This is a genomic window from Labrys sp. (in: a-proteobacteria) (assembly GCF_047605565.1).
Lineage (GTDB): Bacteria > Pseudomonadota > Alphaproteobacteria > Rhizobiales > Labraceae > Labrys > Labrys neptuniae.
Genome location: NZ_JASGFM010000031.1, coordinates 35,844 through 50,528 on the forward strand (window position 1 = coordinate 35,844; position 14,685 = coordinate 50,528).

Here is a 14,685-nt window from a genome sequence, read left to right on the forward strand (position 1 = left end):
CTCAGGCCTCGTCGGCGATGGTGTTGCGAAGAGTGCCGAGGCCCTCGGCGCTGACCTCGACGACATCGCCGGGCTTGAGCCAAATCGGCGGATCGAAGCGCGCGCCGGCGCCGGTCGGCGTGCCCGTGACGATGACGTCGCCGGGCACCAGCGTGGTGAAGGTCGAGATATAGGCGATGATCCTGGTGAAGGAGAAGATCATCCGGCTGGTCCGGTCCTGCTGGCGAAGCTCGCCGTTGACGCGGGTGGTGAGCTCGATGTCGGCGAGCTGGGCGCTGTCCGTATAGGGAACGAGCCAGGGGCCGATCGAGCCGGTGCGGTCGAAGTTCTTGCCTTGGGTGACGTTGAACTTGGCATGGCGCACCCAGTCTCGGATCGTGCCCTCATTGCACAGCGATAGCGCGGCGATATGGCTGAGCGCCTCGGCCTCGGCAATGCGCCGGCCGCCCTTGCCGATGACGATGACGATCTCGCCCTCATAATCGAGCTGCGGGCTTTCAGGCGGGCGGATCAGCGGCTGGCCATGGCCGGTGAAGGAACGGGGGAAGCGGATGAAGAGGGACGGATTGGCCGGCGTCGCCTGGCCGTCCTTGTATTCCTCGTTGCGGTCGGGAAAGTTCACGCCCACGCAGATCAGCTTTTCCGGCGCGGGGATCGGAATTTCGAAGGTGATGTCCGACAGGGCATAGTCGGGGGGCAGCGATGACGCTTCCTCGGCGAGTCGTGCCAGGGCGCCGGCTGCGATCACCTCGCGCAGGCTTGGCCAGCGTTCGCCATGGCGCTTCGACAGGTCGATGATGCTCTCGCCCTCAGCGAGGCCGTATTTCAGGGTTCCCTGATGGGAGAAGGCGGCAAAACGGGGCCTGTCGGTCACGATCGTCTCCTTGAAGATCTGGGCGGGGCGCATTCAGGACCGAACACGCGCCTTTTCGGTGTTTCCGGGGGCAGCGATGTCCAGGCTGGCGATCAGGGAGCGATAATCGGCTGGGCCTTGAGGATGGAGTCGATGACGGGTGTGCCGGCGAACTGGCTGCCATGCTCGAACCAGGATTTGGGGGCGGGAGCGCCCCACAGCGTCTGGCGTTGCGGGTCCTTTAGGTCCCATTTGATCGGCTCGAGGTCGGGATCGACCGTCTGGTAATCCGAGCAATAGATCTCGATGCGGTGCCCGTCCGGATCGAGGATATAGAGGAAGAAGGCGTTGGAGATGCCGTGGCGCCCGGGACCGCGCTCGATATTGGCGACCCAGCCCGATGTCGCCATCAGGTCGAGCAGGTCGATGATGTTGAGCGGGGTCGGCACCCAGAAGGCGGTATGATGCAGGCGCGGCCCGCGGCCATTGGTGAAGGCGATGTCGTGCACGCCGCCCTTGCGATGAGTCCAGGCCGCCCAGAGCCGGCCGGTCTCCTCGTCCTCGGTATATTCGGTGACGCGAAAACCGATCTCGTTGTAGAAGGCCACCGACGCGTCGACATTGGGCGAAAAGCAGTTGAAGTGGTCGATGCGCAGCGGTTTCACGCCGCGATAGAGCGCATATTTCTGATGGATCGGCGGCAGGCGGTCCATCTTGGCATAGAATTCCAGCGGAATGCCCTGCGGATCGCGGGTGCGGAAGGTGCGGGCTTGGTAGGGCCGCTCGATCCAGTCCACCGGAAGGTCCTTGTCCTTGAAGAAATGCGCGGCCCTGTCGAGGTCGTCCTCCGAAAAGACCTTGAAGCCGAGGTCGCGCGCCTCGGCCGTCTCGGCCTTTTTGAGAATGATGCAGTGATGGCCGCGTTCCTCCATGGCTCTCAGATAGATGGTGTCCGAGGTCTCGTCGGTCACCTGCAGGCCGAGAATGTCGACATAGAAGGCACGCGACTTGGCAAGGTCGGTCACCGCCAGCTCGACATGGCTGAGCCGGACGATGTTGAAGGGCGGATGGAGAACGGGTTGGGGTAGGGGCATCGGATCTTCCTCCCGCCCGCTTCCTATGAGGGGCGGGCTGTCTTCTATGGCGGCCAGGCCTGGGGCCTATTCCTTCGAGCGGTCAATCAGCCGCCCAGCTTCGTGATGGCGTGGGGCTTGGTGGCGAAGGCGATGTTCTTGGTCTCCATGTAGAAGTCGAAGGACCAGTCGCCGCCGTCACGGCCGATGCCGGAATTCTTGACCCCGCCGAAGGGCGTCGTCAGGTGGCGCACATTCTCCGAATTGACCCAGATCATCCCGGCCTCGAGCGCATCGGTGAAACGCAGGGCCCGGCCGAGGTCGGAGGTCCACAGATAGCCCGCCAGGCCATATTGGACGTCGTTGGCGAGGGCCAGGGCTTCGTCCTCGTCGGCGAAGGGGATCGCCGTCAGCACCGGTCCGAAGATCTCCTCCTGGGCGATGCGCATACGGTTGTTGGCAGCCGTAAACAAGGTTGGCGCGACATAGCAGCCCCCGCCCGGCCCCTCGACCTTGGTGCCCCCCGCGGCAACCTTGGCACCTTCGGCCTGGCCGATGGCGATATAGTCGAGCACCTTCTTCTCATGCACGGGGTGGATCAGCGGACCGACCACGGTTTCCGGATCGAGCGGATGGCCGACCTTGATCCGGCTGGCCTTCTCGGCGATCAGCGCGGTGAACCTGTCATAGATGCTTGCCTCGACGAGCAGGCGCGAGGAGGAGGTGCAGCGCTCGCCGTTCAGCGAATAGATCATGAAGACGGCGGCGTCGGCCGCCCGTTCGAGATCGGCATCGGCGAAGACGATCACGGGGTTCTTGCCGCCCAGCTCGAAATGCACGCGCTTCAGGGTCTCGGCGCCCTGCCGCATGATCATCGCGCCGGTGCGGCTTTCGCCCACGAAGCCGATCGCCTTGATCAGGGGGTGCTCGGTGAGGGCGCGGCCGGCATCCTCGCCAAAGCCGTTGACGAGGTTCCACACGCCCTTGGGCAGGCCGGCTTCCTCGGCGATCTCGACCAGCAGCCTTGCCGTCAGCGGCGAGAACTCGGCCGGCTTGTGCACGACGGTGCAGCCGGCGGCGAGGGCCGGGGCGATCTTCCAGGTCGACAGCATGAAGGGCGTGTTCCAGGGGGTGATGATCCCCACCGGCCCGATCGGCACGCGCGTGGTGACGTTGAACTGGCCCTCGGCGCGTAGCGACTTGCCGTCACGCGCCTCGGGGGCCCGGTCGGCGAAGAAGCGGAAATTCTCGGCGCCGCGTAGCGCTGCCTTGGCCATGAACTTCAGGGCCTGGCCGGTATCCATGCATTCGACGAAGGCGATCTCTTCGGCGCGCGCCACGATGGCATCGGCGATCTTGTGCAGGAGTTTCTTGCGCGTCGCGCCCGGCATGGCCGCCCATTCGGCGAAGGCCGATTTCGCCGCCTTGGCGGCACGGTCGACATCGGCGGCCGTGCCGCGTGCGATACGAGCGAGCGGCTTGAGATCGATCGGCGAGATCGTCTCGAAGGTCGCGCCATCGGCGGCTGCGACGTCCTCGCCGCCAATGCGGTTGGCAACCACGCCATGCTTGAAGTGGTCGAGATAACCCTCGGCTTTGGTTAGGTTTTCCTGCAGTCTGGACATGACAAATCTCTCGCAAATCGGCGGCGGGTACCAGGGCTCAGGCCCTATTGTCCGCGGAGGCGTGGGTGGATGGCGTTGCGTTTCCAGCTCAATTCGGAATCGATTTCCCGGATTTCCAGCGAAAGCGCGAAGTGAGGAGTTTCGAACAGGGGAGCGAGGACTTCGCCCGCGACCGCAAAAAGGGCCTCGCCGGTCCGCCTCTTTTCGTCCGCGCTGCGGCCCTTGCCGATGCGAAAATTGAGGTCGACGAAGGCATTCTCCGGCAATCGGTCGGCAATGGCGAAATGCTCCGCCTTCAAGGCCCGGACGCGGATGGCACCGAGCTCGAACAGGCCGGTAGCCAGGATTGCGGCGTGCAGCCGGTCGCAGAGTTCGCCGATATCGGCGCGGCCTTCGAGATTGCCGGAATATTCGATGGTGAGATGCGGCATGGTTCCCAGCGTTTCCCGATCTATTTAATTAACATGTTAAATAATTTAACCGACGATGTCAAGCCTCGATTTGCAGGGCATCGGCGAACTGGAGGCTTTCCTTCAGATAACGCGACAGGCGCCCGGCCGCGTCCGGCGTCCCGGGCCTTTGTGCAAGCCAGCCGATATAGGTCAGGCTCCGCAGCGTCAGGAACAGCGGCAGGGCGGCAAGGGTTTCATCGCTCAGATCGCGGCGGCTGCGATAGCCGGCGATCAGCGCGCGCTCGATGGCGGGATAGGCAGGCTCGCGCCGGTTCTTCAAGAGCGCCGTGGCGATATCGAAGAGGCGATAGCCGTGGCCGCAATCATCGAAATCGATGAAGGCCACGCCGCCATTGGTGATGAAGACATTCTCGCGCACGAGGTCGGCATGGATGAGGCCGTAGTCGAGGCGAGGGGCATGGCTGTCGAGGGCCTGGCGGAGCCGGACTCGGAGCGCGGCAAGCGCTTCGCTTTCTTGTGGCGAAAGGCCCGGACACTCCCAGAACCGTCCCCAGAGCGGCCGCCCGCCCACGAGCCCCTCAGCATCCCAGGCCGGCCGGTGGAAACCGGGTGGCTGCTGCCAGGCATCGGCGAGATCATGCATGGTGGCCATGGCCTGGCCGATCCTGAAGAAGAGTTCGGTCTGTTTGCCCGGCGACTGCGCCAGGGGTGTTCCCGTCTGGCCGAGCGGCATACCCTCGACCCAGCTGACGACATCGGCATGCTGGGCAGCAAAGCGGGCATTGCCTGCCAGGGGCACGAGGCTGCGCCCGTCGGCAGCCGGAATGGACGCCGGCACGGCCAGTCCGCCCCGCTTGAGAGCCGTCATCCAGGCAAGCTCGGACTGCAGTGCCGCCTCGTCGTGATAGCCGGCGCGGTGCAGCCGCAGGGCGGCCGGTCGACCGTCTGCGAGGACGATGCGGAAAACCGCATTCTCCCGGTATTTGAGGAACTGCGGCTGCTGGGCCGGTACCGGCCAATGCCGGAGCGCTTCGCCGGCCCGTTCCAGCAACGCGTTCTTCAGCTCTTGCGTGAGATTGTCGGCCATTGTCGCCTCATGAAACTGCTCGCCGGTTGGTATTCTTACCCTCCCCTGGAGGGGGAGGGTCGACGCGTAGCGGCGGGGTGGGGTGATTGTCTCAACCGTCGCATTTTTCACCCCACCCCGGCCTTTCAGGCCGATCCTCCCCTTCCAGGGGAGGGGTAAGTCTCATAGGCTGGACAACACGTCATCGAGGGTCGAGAGCATCAGGTCGGCATGCTCGGTCGAGAACGGCATGGGCGGGCGGATCTTGGTGGCGCATTGATGCACGCCGATCTTGCCCATCAGCACGCCGCGCTCGCGCATGGCGTTGACTATGCGGGTGGCCAGATCCGGGGCCGGGTCCCTGGTTGCCCGGTCCAGCACGAATTCGGTGCCCATGAACAGGCCGCTGCCGCGGATGTCGCCGATAAGGGCGTGCTTGCCGGAGAGCCGCTCGAAGCCGGCCCGCGCATGGGCGCCGACGGTGCGGGCATTCTCGATCAGCTTCTCTTCCTCGATCACGTCGAGGACGGCCATCGCCGCGGCGCAGGAGACCGGATTGCCGCCGAAGGTGTTGAAATAGCGGAAGGCCTTGCGGAAGGCGTTGAGCGTATCGATGTTGGCGACCACGCCGCCGACCGGATGGCCATTGGCCATCGGCTTGCCCAGCGTGACGATATCGGGAACGAAGCCGGCGCGCTGGTGGCCCCACATATGGCTGCCGGTGCGGCCGAAGCCGGGCTGGACCTCGTCGGCGATGACGAGGCCGCCGGCCTTGTGCACGGCCGAGACCGTTCGGTCCAAAAAGCCCGATGGCAGGTCGGGAAAGCCCTCATTGGCGAAGAAGGGATCGATGATCAGGGCAGAAAAGCCGTACGGGCTCGCCTCCAGCGAGGCGATCGCCTCCTCGACCTTGGCGGCGAAGGCCGTCGCGAAGGCATCGCCCGGCACCCCGCCCAGCGGGCGGTAGCTGTCCGGCGCCGGCACATGGCGGACATGGCCGCCAAAGCCGCCGACCGGCGGCATCCGGGTGGAGAGCTGCGACACCGCGGCGGTGTTGCCGTGATAGGTGTGGTCGGTGGCGATCACGCCGGTCCGTCCGGTCATGGCCTGCGCCATGCGCAGGGCGACGTCATTGGCCTCGCTGCCGGTGCAGGTGAGGATGGCGGCGTTCAGGCTGGCGTCGAAGGTCGCGGTCAGGCGCTCGACATAATCGAGGATGCCCTCATGCAGGTAGCGCGTATGGGTGTTGAGCGTCGAGGCCTGCCGCGTGATCGCCTCGACCACGCGCGGGTGGCAATGGCCGACATGCGGCACGTTGTTGTAGCAGTCGAGATAGCGCCGGCCCTCTTCGTCCCAGAGCCAGACGCCTTCGCCGCGGGTGAGATGTACCGGCTCCTCGTAGAACAGCGACATGTTGCGCCCGAGCAGCCTTTCGCGGCGGGCGAGCAGAGCGGCGTTGCCGGCCATCTCAGCGCCCTCCCGCGGCGCTCAGCCCGGCATCGAGGGCAGCGACGATGCGTGCCACGTCCCCGGCGGTAATCACCAGCGGCGGCGAGATGATGACATTGGCCCCCGAGGTACGCACCAGCACGCCGGCCTCATAGGCGACGTCCTGCACCTTCTGCATCACATCCTTGGCGGCCGCAGTCTTCTTGGCGCGGTCGCCGACCAGTTCGAGCGCCCACATCAGGCCGATGCCGCGCACGTCGCCGACGAGTTCGTGCCGGGCCTTGAGCCCGTCGAGGCCCCGGCCGAGCTCGCCGCCGCGGGCGGCGGCGTTGGCGGCGACGTCGAGCCGGCGGATTTCCTTCAGCGTGGCGATCGCGGCGGCCGCGCCGATGGGATGGCCGGAATAGGTGTAGCCATGGCTGATGGTGGCGAGCGTGTTCTTGTTGCTTTCGAAGGCCTGCGCGATCGTCTCCGAGATCATCGCCACGCCGAAGGGGAAATAGCCGTTGGTGATTGCCTTGGCCGTCGACATCAGATCGGGCTTGATGCCCCACAGGCGCGATCCGGTCCAGGCGCCGGTGCGGCCGAAGGCGGTGATCACCTCGTCGGCGATCAGCAGGATGCCGTGCCGGTCGCAGATCTCGCGCATCAGCGGCAGGAAGCTCTCATGCGGCACGATGATGCCGCCCGAGCCGAGCACCGGCTCGAGGATCAGGGCCGCGATGGTATCGGCGCCCTGGAAGGCGATTTCCTCCTCGAAAAGCCGACCAATCGCCGCTGCGATCTCGGCGCCGTCCTCGGTGCCGAACGGATTGCGGTAAGGCCAGGGTGCCGGCAGGTGGTAGACGCCCGGCAACAAGGGCTCGTAGTTGCGGCGGAAGTGCTGGTTGCCGTTGACGGAGGCGCCGCCGAAATGGGTGCCGTGATAGCCCTTCTTCAGGGCGATGAACTTGGTGCGCTCGGGCTGGCCGTTGACCCGGTGATATTGGCGCGCCAGCCGCAGGCAGGTTTCCACCGAATCCGAGCCGCCGGAGGTGAAGAAGGCGCGGCTGAGTCCGTCCGGCTTGAACCACTCCGCCAGCTCATAGGCGAGCTCGATCGAGGGCGCGTTGGTTGTGCCCCGGAAGGTCGAGTAATAGGGCAGTTCGTCGAGCTGGTCCTTGATCGCCTGTTTGATCGGGTCGCAGGAATAGCCCAGATTGACGTTCCACAACCCGCCGACGCCGTCCAGCACTGTCTTGCCGTGGATGTCGGTGATCTCGACGCCCCTGGCGGAGGTGATGATGCGCGGCGGATTGGCCTGCATGTCGGCCGGATGCGCCATCGGATGCCAGAGCTGGCGGGCATTGTTCTCGATCAGGAAATTGGTCTCACGCATCGTTCATTCCTCTCAAAGGCCGAGCATGGCCAGTGCCTGGGCATAGCCCTGGGACGGCCGGGTGACGTCGAAATGGACATGGGGCAGGCGCACCGCTCTGGCGCCCTCGATGTTCTTCAACTGGTCGTCGACGAAGACACAAGCCTCCCGGGCGATCCCGAGCTCGGCGAGCACCTGCTCATAGGCGCGCGGGTCAGGCTTCAGAATGCCGGTATGGGTGGCATCGACGATCACGTCGAAACGGTCGATCAAGGGAAAGCGTCGGCGGAATTCGACGCCGTAGAACAGGTCGAGTTCGTTGGAGAGGATGGCGAGCTTCAGCCCCGCCGCCTTCACCTGCAGGATGGCATCGCGCGCTTCCGGGCGCAGCACCAGTCCGGGTTCAGCGCCGCGGGCCCGGCGCACGAAGGTCTGCATATCCGTCCAGTCTTCGCCGACCATCTGGCCGACCTCGCGGGCCCGGGTGAGCCAGTAGTCGCGCTCGCTGATCTCCTGGCGCTGCATCGAGACCCAGAGCGGATCGGTTTCCGGGGCGAAGGGGCCGCGCCAGGTAAGGGTATCAGGCTTCAGGCCGAGCGTGCGCTCGGTGACGTCATGCGTTTCGAACAGGGTGCGGGTGACGACACCGCCGAAATCGAGGATGAGGGCGCGTTCGCCGGTCATGGCCGTCCCTCCGGGACGATGCCCTCGGCCACCCAGGTGTCGAAGAGCGCGAGCGCGACGTCCGAGAAGTGCGGCGCGTTGATGTGCGCGTCGATCTCCCGCAGGGCGACGTTCGGCGGCAGGGACTTGCGGATCTCGTCCACGAAGGCGGCATGGCCGGCCGGATCGTGCAGGGGTTCGCCCTGCTTGTCCCATTCCTGCAATCCCTCGATCGGCAGCAGGAAGGCGGTCTTGCCGGCGGCCCGCCCGAGCTTGGCGGCGACGACCCGGGCGATTTCGCGCCGGCCCTCAGGCGAGGCGGTCACCGAGCCGATCAGGCGGTTATGGGCGTGGTAGGGGCGGTCCGCCAGAACGGGCGGCGGCTCGCGCCAGGATGGCAGGTCGACCATATCGACGGCACCCGGGGCGACGATCTGGGGAACGCCGGCGCGTCCGGCATTCTCCAGGCGGTCGGGACCGGAGGTGACGATGCTGCCATAATGGTGGTTGCTGACTTCCTGGATGCAGAAATCGAACACTGCCGCAAAGCCGCCCTTCTCGGCTACTGCCTCGAAGGCGCGCCCGCCCATGCCGGTGGCATGAAAGACCGCGACGTCATAGCCCCGCCGTTCCAGCTCGGGCTTGAGATGCTTCATATATTTGAGGCAGGTGGAGCCAAGGGAAGTCATGCCGATTAGGGGGCGGGCTGTATCCGGCTTGCGGCTATGCCGGGCTGCACCCACCACGGCACCGCAGGCCTGCGACAGCACGGCGCAGCAAATGCCGCTGAGGCCATAAAGGCCGCCGGCCCACAGAATCATCATCAGGTCGGGCGCGATGCGCTCGGGCGGAACGAGGTGGGAATAAGCGATCGTCGAGACGACGAATTTGGGGATGCCCACTGGCAGGACGGCCGATACGTCGAGGGCGAGGTCGGTGCCCATCGAACCGCCGAGCGCGATGATGCCATCCATCTTGCCGGCCCGGTAGAGGTCGAGGACGAGGGCCGACGCGCCCTGTGCCATCAGGGCCATCGCGCTGTTCTCATCCCCGCTGGTGATGATGGCATCGATGGAGGTTCGGGCAGCCGCGGCGACATCGTGCCTGGAGTGATCGGGGAGATAGGGCGGATCACCCAGGATGCTGACATCGACCATGACGGGGCGTCCGCCCGCTTCCCGGATGACGGAGGCCATGAACTGCAATTCGTCCGATTTGGTGTCGCCCGTTCCGATGACGAGTATTCTGGGCACCGAGACCACCGTGCTCATCAGGCAGTCCTCCCAAGACGAGCGGTACCAAGACGAGCCTTGGCTTCAGCGGGGCGTTCCAGACCGTAATATTTTTCCGAAATGGCCTCGGCAGTGGCGACGGCCTGGGCACCCAAGGCCTGCAGGGCCGTCTTGCCGACACGTACCGTCGGGGCGGCAACGGCGATGCATCCGATCGGCTGCCCGTTGGGTGCAAGGATCGGGGCGGCCACGCTGACCACGCCGATCTCGAAGCCCTGATGGCCGATCGAGAAGCCTCGAGCCCTGGTTTCTCCGAGCAATTCGCCAATCCTGGCCGGGTCGGTGATCGTATGCTCGGTGAAGCGTTCCAGCGGCGATGCCAGGGCAGCCGCGATCTCTGCCGCGGGGCGGAAGGCCAGGAAGGCGAGCCCCGACGCCGTCGCGTGGAAGGGCAGGCTACCCCCGACATCGACGATAACCCGATGAGCCCGTGGTGAATCCTCGACGTGGATGGTGGCGAGCTGGCCGCCCGAAAATTCAGAAAGATGCACCGTCTCGGCCGAGGCCTCCGCCAGTGCCTTGATATGGGGCAGGGCGATGCGCAGGAAGGGATAGCGGGCCTCGCGAATGCGGGCGAGGCGCACCGGCGCCGCCCCGATGCGGTATTTGCGTGTCACCGGGTCCTGCTCGACGAAGCCATGCTTGGTGAGCTCCACCAGGAAACGCCGTGTGGTGGCCTTATCGAGGGCGCAGAGCCGGGCGATGTCGGTCAGCCCCGCCTCCTCCTCAAGGCGCGACACGGTGTCCAGCAATGAAAGGGCCTTGCCGATCGTGCTCATTCTTCCTCCACCGGGGTCGGTTCGTGTCGGCTTCCGGTGCACCGGGAGCCTTGCGGGTTCTTCTGCCGGGACCCGAGATAATTAACATGCGAAATAACTTGACAGCTGCCGCGGTTCTTTGCAAGTCTATATTTGAAGTAACGGTTCAAATATTGAACCGAAGTTTGCGCATCAATACAGACGGCCAACAAGAATAAGGGGCAGCATCGTTCATGCCGTTTCAGACGAAACGGCGGGCGGGCTTCCCCATGCATGCCGGCGCCTTCAACCAGGGGAACGAACACCCATGACCGTGCAAGATTCGCGGCAAGATTCGCGGCAAGACACGCGACACGACTCGCAAAGCCAACCATCCAACCAGCTCCGCAAGAACAGCCTCGGCGTGGGGGCGATCACCTTTCTGGTGGTCTCGGCTGCAGCGCCGCTGACGGCGGTCGCCGGCGGTGTGCCCCTGTCCATGTTGCTGGGCAATGGCCCCGGCATCCCGCTGACCTTCGTACTGGTCACCCTGATCCTGCTGCTCTTTGCCGTCGGCTATGTCGCCATGGCCCGCCATATCCGCAACGCCGGCGCCTTCTATGCCTATACAGCCCAGGGGCTTGGCGGCCTGATGGGCGGCGCGGCGGCCCTCATCGCCATTCTTGCCTATAATTGCATGCAGATCGGCGTGTTCGGCATGTTCGGCGCGGCGACCAAGGGCTTCTTCGCCGAACAGTTCGGCCTGGACCTGCCCTGGTGGGTGTGGACCTATGTCGGCATCGCCGCGGTGGCTGTTTTCGGCTATCGCCGCGTCGATCTGTCGGCCAGGATCCTCACTGTGCTCGTCGCCCTGGAATATCTGGTCGTGCTGGTCATCGATGCGGCGATCTTCTTCAAGGGGGGCGATGCCGGCCTCTCCCTCACGCCTTTCACGCCGGCGGCGTTCTGGAGCGGCACGCCTGCCATCGGCATCCTGTTCTGCTTCGCCGCTTTCATCGGCTTCGAGGCGACCACGATCTACAGCGAGGAGGCCCGCGAACCGCACAGGACCGTGCCGCGGGCGACCTACATCTCCGTGCTGATCATCGGCGTGTTCTACATGCTGACCTCATGGCTGATGGTGAACGGTGCCGGCGTCGACAAGCTCGTGCCGCAACTGCAGGGCCTTGCCGATCCGACGACCTTCCTCTTCGGCCTCGCCGAACGCTATGTCGGACACTGGATCACCGTGGTGATGAGCCTTCTGTTCATCACCAGCCTGTTCGCGGGCGTGCTCGCCTTCCACAATGGCGTGGCGCGCTACATCTATGTCGCCGGCCGCGAGGGGCTTCTGCCGCGCTCGATCGGCGTGACGCATCCCCTGTTCCAGAGCCCCCATGTCGGCTCGATGATCCAGACCGTCATCGCCGTGCTGGTGGTCGCGCTCTTTGCCGCCACCGGCCAGGATCCGGTGCTGGCGCTGTTCTCCTGGCTCACCAATGTCGCGACCCTGGCGATCATCCTGCTGATGGCCTTCACGGCGCTGGCGATCGTTGCCTTCTTCACCCGCAATCCAGGGCTCGAAGGCAATGTGCTGGTGACCAAGATCCTGCCGGTGGTGACCGGCCTGATCCTGCTGGCCCTGGTCTATTTCATCGCGGTGAATTTCGGGGCACTGGCGGGCGCCAATGGCGTGCTCGCCGTGTTGCTGCCGGGCCTGGTGCCGATTGCTGGCATCATCGGCTTCCTTGCGGCTGCCCGGCTGAAATCCACCGACGCTACTGCCTTTGCCAGGCTGGGCGTCGGCCAGGAGGTGTAGCCTGACAGCCGCAAGAGCAAATCTGGCCTTTCGCGAGAGGCTGCCTGAAGGATCGGGAAACACGACCTTTGTCATTGCCGGGCTTTGTCCCGGCAATCCAGAGGGCAACGTGACCTGAAACAGCGAGGACTGGATGCCCGGGACAAAGCCCGAGCATGACAACAACGGAGCTTTTCTCAATGAGCGACTGTGGTCGTGGGTTGAAGATGGGCGATCGCTCCAATCCTGACGGTGGACATACGCCCACCGTCCCCATCCGTGAGAGTTCAGAAATGCAGGACCAGATCGACCGCCTCCGGCTTCTTCCCGTCGTCCCGCAATCGCTGTTCATCGGCGGCAATTGGAGCGAGCCGCAGGATGGCGCCGTCCTCGACGTCATCTCGCCGATCGATGGGCAGAAGCTGACCACAATCGGCGATGCCGGGGCTGGCGATGTCGACCGCGCCGTGCGCGCCGCCCGCCTCGCTTTCGAGAAAGGCTCCTGGTCGAAGGCGGCGCCCTCACTGCGCAAGAAGGTGCTGCTGCGCATCGCTGAACTGATCGAGCGAGATGCCCTCGATCTTGCCGTGCTGGGCGTGCGCGACAACGGTACGGAAATGGCCATGGCGCTGAAGGCCGAGCCGGGCAGTGCGGCGGCGACCTTCCGCTACTACGCCGAAGCGATCGACAAGGTCTACGGGGAGATCGCGCCCACGGCCAGCGACGTGCTCGGGCTCATCCATCGCGAGCCGGTCGGCGTCGTCGCCGCCATCGTGCCGTGGAACTTCCCGATGATGATCGGGGCCTGGAAGATCGCACCGGCGCTGGCGGCCGGCAATTGCGTGGTGCTGAAGCCGGCGGAGGGAGCTTCGCTGAGCCTTCTCAAACTGGCTGCCCTGTGCGCCGAGGCCGGCCTGCCGGAAGGCGTACTCAACGTTGTCACGGGCAGGGGGGCGGTGACAGGCGAGGCGCTCGGCTTGCATGGCGATATCGACGTCATAGCCTTCACCGGTTCGGGCGTCGTCGGGCGCAGGCTGCTCGAATATTCGGCCCGCTCCAATCTCAAGCGTGTCTATCTCGAGCTCGGCGGCAAGTCCCCCAACATCGTGTTCGCCGACGCGCCCGATCTCGATCGGGCGGCAAAGCTCTCGGCCCAGGGCATCTTCCGCAATGCCGGCCAGGTCTGCGTCGCCGGTTCGCGCCTGCTGGTGCATCGTTCCATTCACGAGCCCTTTTCCGAAAAGCTCGCCGCCATCGCTTCCACCATGAAAGTCGGCGATCCGCTGGAGCTCTCAACCGAGATCGGCGCCGTCTCCAGCGAGGCGCAGCTGAAGAAGGACCTGGCCTATGCCGAGCAGGCCCTCGGCGAGGGCGCGCGCCTGCGCACGGGCGGCCGGCAGATTCTCCAGGAAAGCGGCGGCTTCTACATGCAGCCGACGATCTTCGATGTCACGCCCGGCATGACGCTCGCGCGGGAGGAAGTCTTCGGCCCGATCCTGTCGATCATTCCCTTCGAGACGGAGGCCGAGGCGATCGCTATCGCCAATGCTAGCGATTACGGCCTCGCTTCCGCTGTTTGGACCGCCGACCTCTCGCGCGCCCATCGCATGGTTCGCGCCCTGCGTGCCGGTGTGGTGCATGTCAACACCTATGGTGGTGCCGACAATACCGTGCCTCTCGGCGGCGTAAAGCAGTCCGGCAACGGCCATGACAAGTCGCTGCACGCTTTGGACAAATACAGCGATCTCAAGACGGCCTGGATCCAGCTTTGACTGAACGCGTGGTCATCACCAGGGCGCCAGGCCTGGCGCCCTGGTGGGTGGGCCAAAACTATTGATTGATCTCCGGCTCGACCAGCCGCGCCAGGTTGCGCAGCGAGTCCTGCCAGCCGAGATAGCAGGCCTCGGGTGGGATGAGGTCGGGAATGCCGGCCTGCTCGATGTTCAGCTCGGTGCCGCAGGACACTTTCTTCAGCGCCACGGTCACCACGATCTCGCCTGCCAGATTGGGATCGTCGAACTTGTCCGTATAGCGCAGCCGCTCGCCTGGCACGAGTTCGAGATATTCGCCGCCGAACGAATGGCTATGACCCGTGGTGAAGTTGCGGAACGACATCTTGAACGTGCCGCCGACGGTCGGCTCGGAATGATGCACCGTGCAGGTGAAGCCGTTCGGCGGCAGCCATTTTGCAAGGGCATCCGCTTCGAGGAAGGCCCGATAGACCTTTTCGGGGCTGGTGGCGAGAACGCGGTGCAGGCGGATGGTGCTGGGCATGGTCATTGTCCTCTTGACTGAGAGAGCGGAAAGTCATGGGCGAAGGCATTTGCCATGCCCCGAGGACGAACACCGCTCCACCGGT

13 protein-coding genes are annotated in these 14,685 nt (G+C 65.0%); 2 read left to right on the forward strand and 11 right to left on the reverse strand.

Annotation, left to right across the window (positions count from 1 at the left end; translation table 11 throughout):
• Nucleotide 1: 1 nt before the first annotated feature.
• The 10 genes from QM672_RS23325 to QM672_RS23370 form a co-directional block, all read right to left on the reverse strand.
• A complete protein-coding gene (locus QM672_RS23325) occupies nt 2-874 on the reverse strand; it encodes a fumarylacetoacetate hydrolase family protein (RefSeq protein WP_415085457.1) in 873 nt (290 codons plus the stop codon).
• Nucleotides 875-966: 92 nt separating this feature from the next.
• A complete protein-coding gene (hpaD, locus tag QM672_RS23330) occupies nt 967-1,947 on the reverse strand; it encodes a 3,4-dihydroxyphenylacetate 2,3-dioxygenase (RefSeq protein WP_415085459.1) in 981 nt (326 codons plus the stop codon).
• Nucleotides 1,948-2,033: 86 nt separating this feature from the next.
• Nucleotides 2,034-3,551: a 5-carboxymethyl-2-hydroxymuconate semialdehyde dehydrogenase gene (gene hpaE, locus QM672_RS23335; protein ID WP_415085461.1), complete on the reverse strand. Its 1,518-nt coding sequence runs from the start codon at nt 3,549-3,551 to the stop codon at nt 2,034-2,036.
• Between the two features lie 44 nt (nt 3,552-3,595).
• Nucleotides 3,596-3,982, reverse strand: a complete 387-nt coding sequence (locus QM672_RS23340; RefSeq protein ID WP_367626020.1) for a 5-carboxymethyl-2-hydroxymuconate Delta-isomerase — start codon at nt 3,980-3,982, stop codon at nt 3,596-3,598.
• Nucleotides 3,983-4,040: 58 nt separating this feature from the next.
• A complete protein-coding gene (locus QM672_RS23345) occupies nt 4,041-5,051 on the reverse strand; it encodes a phosphotransferase enzyme family protein (protein ID WP_415085463.1) in 1,011 nt (336 codons plus the stop codon).
• A 162-nt stretch (nt 5,052-5,213) separates the two neighbouring features.
• A complete protein-coding gene (locus tag QM672_RS23350) occupies nt 5,214-6,497 on the reverse strand; it encodes an aspartate aminotransferase family protein (RefSeq protein WP_415085465.1) in 1,284 nt (427 codons plus the stop codon).
• Nucleotide 6,498: 1 nt separating this feature from the next.
• Nucleotides 6,499-7,857: an aspartate aminotransferase family protein gene (locus QM672_RS23355; RefSeq protein WP_415085467.1), complete on the reverse strand. Its 1,359-nt coding sequence runs from the start codon at nt 7,855-7,857 to the stop codon at nt 6,499-6,501.
• Nucleotides 7,858-7,869: 12 nt separating this feature from the next.
• A complete protein-coding gene (locus QM672_RS23360) occupies nt 7,870-8,520 on the reverse strand; it encodes an HAD-IA family hydrolase (RefSeq protein WP_415085469.1) in 651 nt (216 codons plus the stop codon).
• On the reverse strand, nt 8,517-9,770 hold the full coding sequence (locus QM672_RS23365; protein WP_415085471.1) for a Tm-1-like ATP-binding domain-containing protein: 1,254 nt from the start codon (nt 9,768-9,770) through the stop codon (nt 8,517-8,519). The genes QM672_RS23360 and QM672_RS23365 overlap by 4 nt, the downstream gene beginning before the upstream one ends.
• Nucleotides 9,770-10,570, reverse strand: coding sequence for an IclR family transcriptional regulator (locus tag QM672_RS23370; protein ID WP_415085473.1), 801 nt, complete (start codon nt 10,568-10,570; stop codon nt 9,770-9,772). The genes QM672_RS23365 and QM672_RS23370 overlap by 1 nt, the downstream gene beginning before the upstream one ends.
• 286 nt (nt 10,571-10,856) lie before the next feature.
• On the opposite strand from QM672_RS23370, the gene QM672_RS23375 reads away from it, so the two are divergent.
• The gene (locus QM672_RS23375; protein ID WP_311943994.1) at nt 10,857-12,347 is read left to right on the forward strand and encodes an APC family permease; all 1,491 of its coding nucleotides are present in this window, start codon (nt 10,857-10,859) and stop codon (nt 12,345-12,347) included.
• A gap of 272 nt (nt 12,348-12,619) precedes the next feature.
• Nucleotides 12,620-14,098 carry an aldehyde dehydrogenase gene (locus tag QM672_RS23380; RefSeq protein ID WP_415085500.1) on the forward strand — a complete coding sequence of 493 codons (1,479 nt, stop codon included), beginning with the start codon at nt 12,620-12,622 and terminating at the stop codon, nt 14,096-14,098.
• Between the two features lie 58 nt (nt 14,099-14,156).
• Here the strand turns inward: QM672_RS23380 and QM672_RS23385 are convergent, their stop codons facing one another.
• Nucleotides 14,157-14,600, reverse strand: a complete 444-nt coding sequence (locus QM672_RS23385; protein ID WP_187829496.1) for an SRPBCC family protein — start codon at nt 14,598-14,600, stop codon at nt 14,157-14,159.
• Between the last annotated feature and the right edge of the window lie 85 nt (nt 14,601-14,685).

What these genes read in the sequence shown, in the direction of transcription:
- QM672_RS23370 (WP_415085473.1), bottom strand. Translation starts at nt 10,570, where the DNA reads ATGAGCACGATCGGCAAGGCCCTTTCATTGCTGGACACCGTGTCGCGC.
- QM672_RS23380 (WP_415085500.1), top strand. Translation starts at nt 12,620, where the DNA reads ATGCAGGACCAGATCGACCGCCTCCGGCTTCTTCCCGTCGTCCCGCAA.
- QM672_RS23385 (WP_187829496.1), bottom strand. Translation starts at nt 14,600, where the DNA reads ATGCCCAGCACCATCCGCCTGCACCGCGTTCTCGCCACCAGCCCCGAA.
- QM672_RS23375 (WP_311943994.1), top strand. Translation starts at nt 10,857, where the DNA reads ATGACCGTGCAAGATTCGCGGCAAGATTCGCGGCAAGACACGCGACAC.
- QM672_RS23350 (WP_415085465.1), bottom strand. Translation starts at nt 6,497, where the DNA reads ATGGCCGGCAACGCCGCTCTGCTCGCCCGCCGCGAAAGGCTGCTCGGG.
- QM672_RS23360 (WP_415085469.1), bottom strand. Translation starts at nt 8,520, where the DNA reads ATGACCGGCGAACGCGCCCTCATCCTCGATTTCGGCGGTGTCGTCACC.
- hpaD (WP_415085459.1), bottom strand. Translation starts at nt 1,947, where the DNA reads ATGCCCCTACCCCAACCCGTTCTCCATCCGCCCTTCAACATCGTCCGG.
- QM672_RS23345 (WP_415085463.1), bottom strand. Translation starts at nt 5,051, where the DNA reads ATGGCCGACAATCTCACGCAAGAGCTGAAGAACGCGTTGCTGGAACGG.
- QM672_RS23355 (WP_415085467.1), bottom strand. Translation starts at nt 7,857, where the DNA reads ATGCGTGAGACCAATTTCCTGATCGAGAACAATGCCCGCCAGCTCTGG.
- QM672_RS23365 (WP_415085471.1), bottom strand. Translation starts at nt 9,770, where the DNA reads ATGAGCACGGTGGTCTCGGTGCCCAGAATACTCGTCATCGGAACGGGC.
- hpaE (WP_415085461.1), bottom strand. Translation starts at nt 3,551, where the DNA reads ATGTCCAGACTGCAGGAAAACCTAACCAAAGCCGAGGGTTATCTCGAC.
- QM672_RS23340 (WP_367626020.1), bottom strand. Translation starts at nt 3,982, where the DNA reads ATGCCGCATCTCACCATCGAATATTCCGGCAATCTCGAAGGCCGCGCC.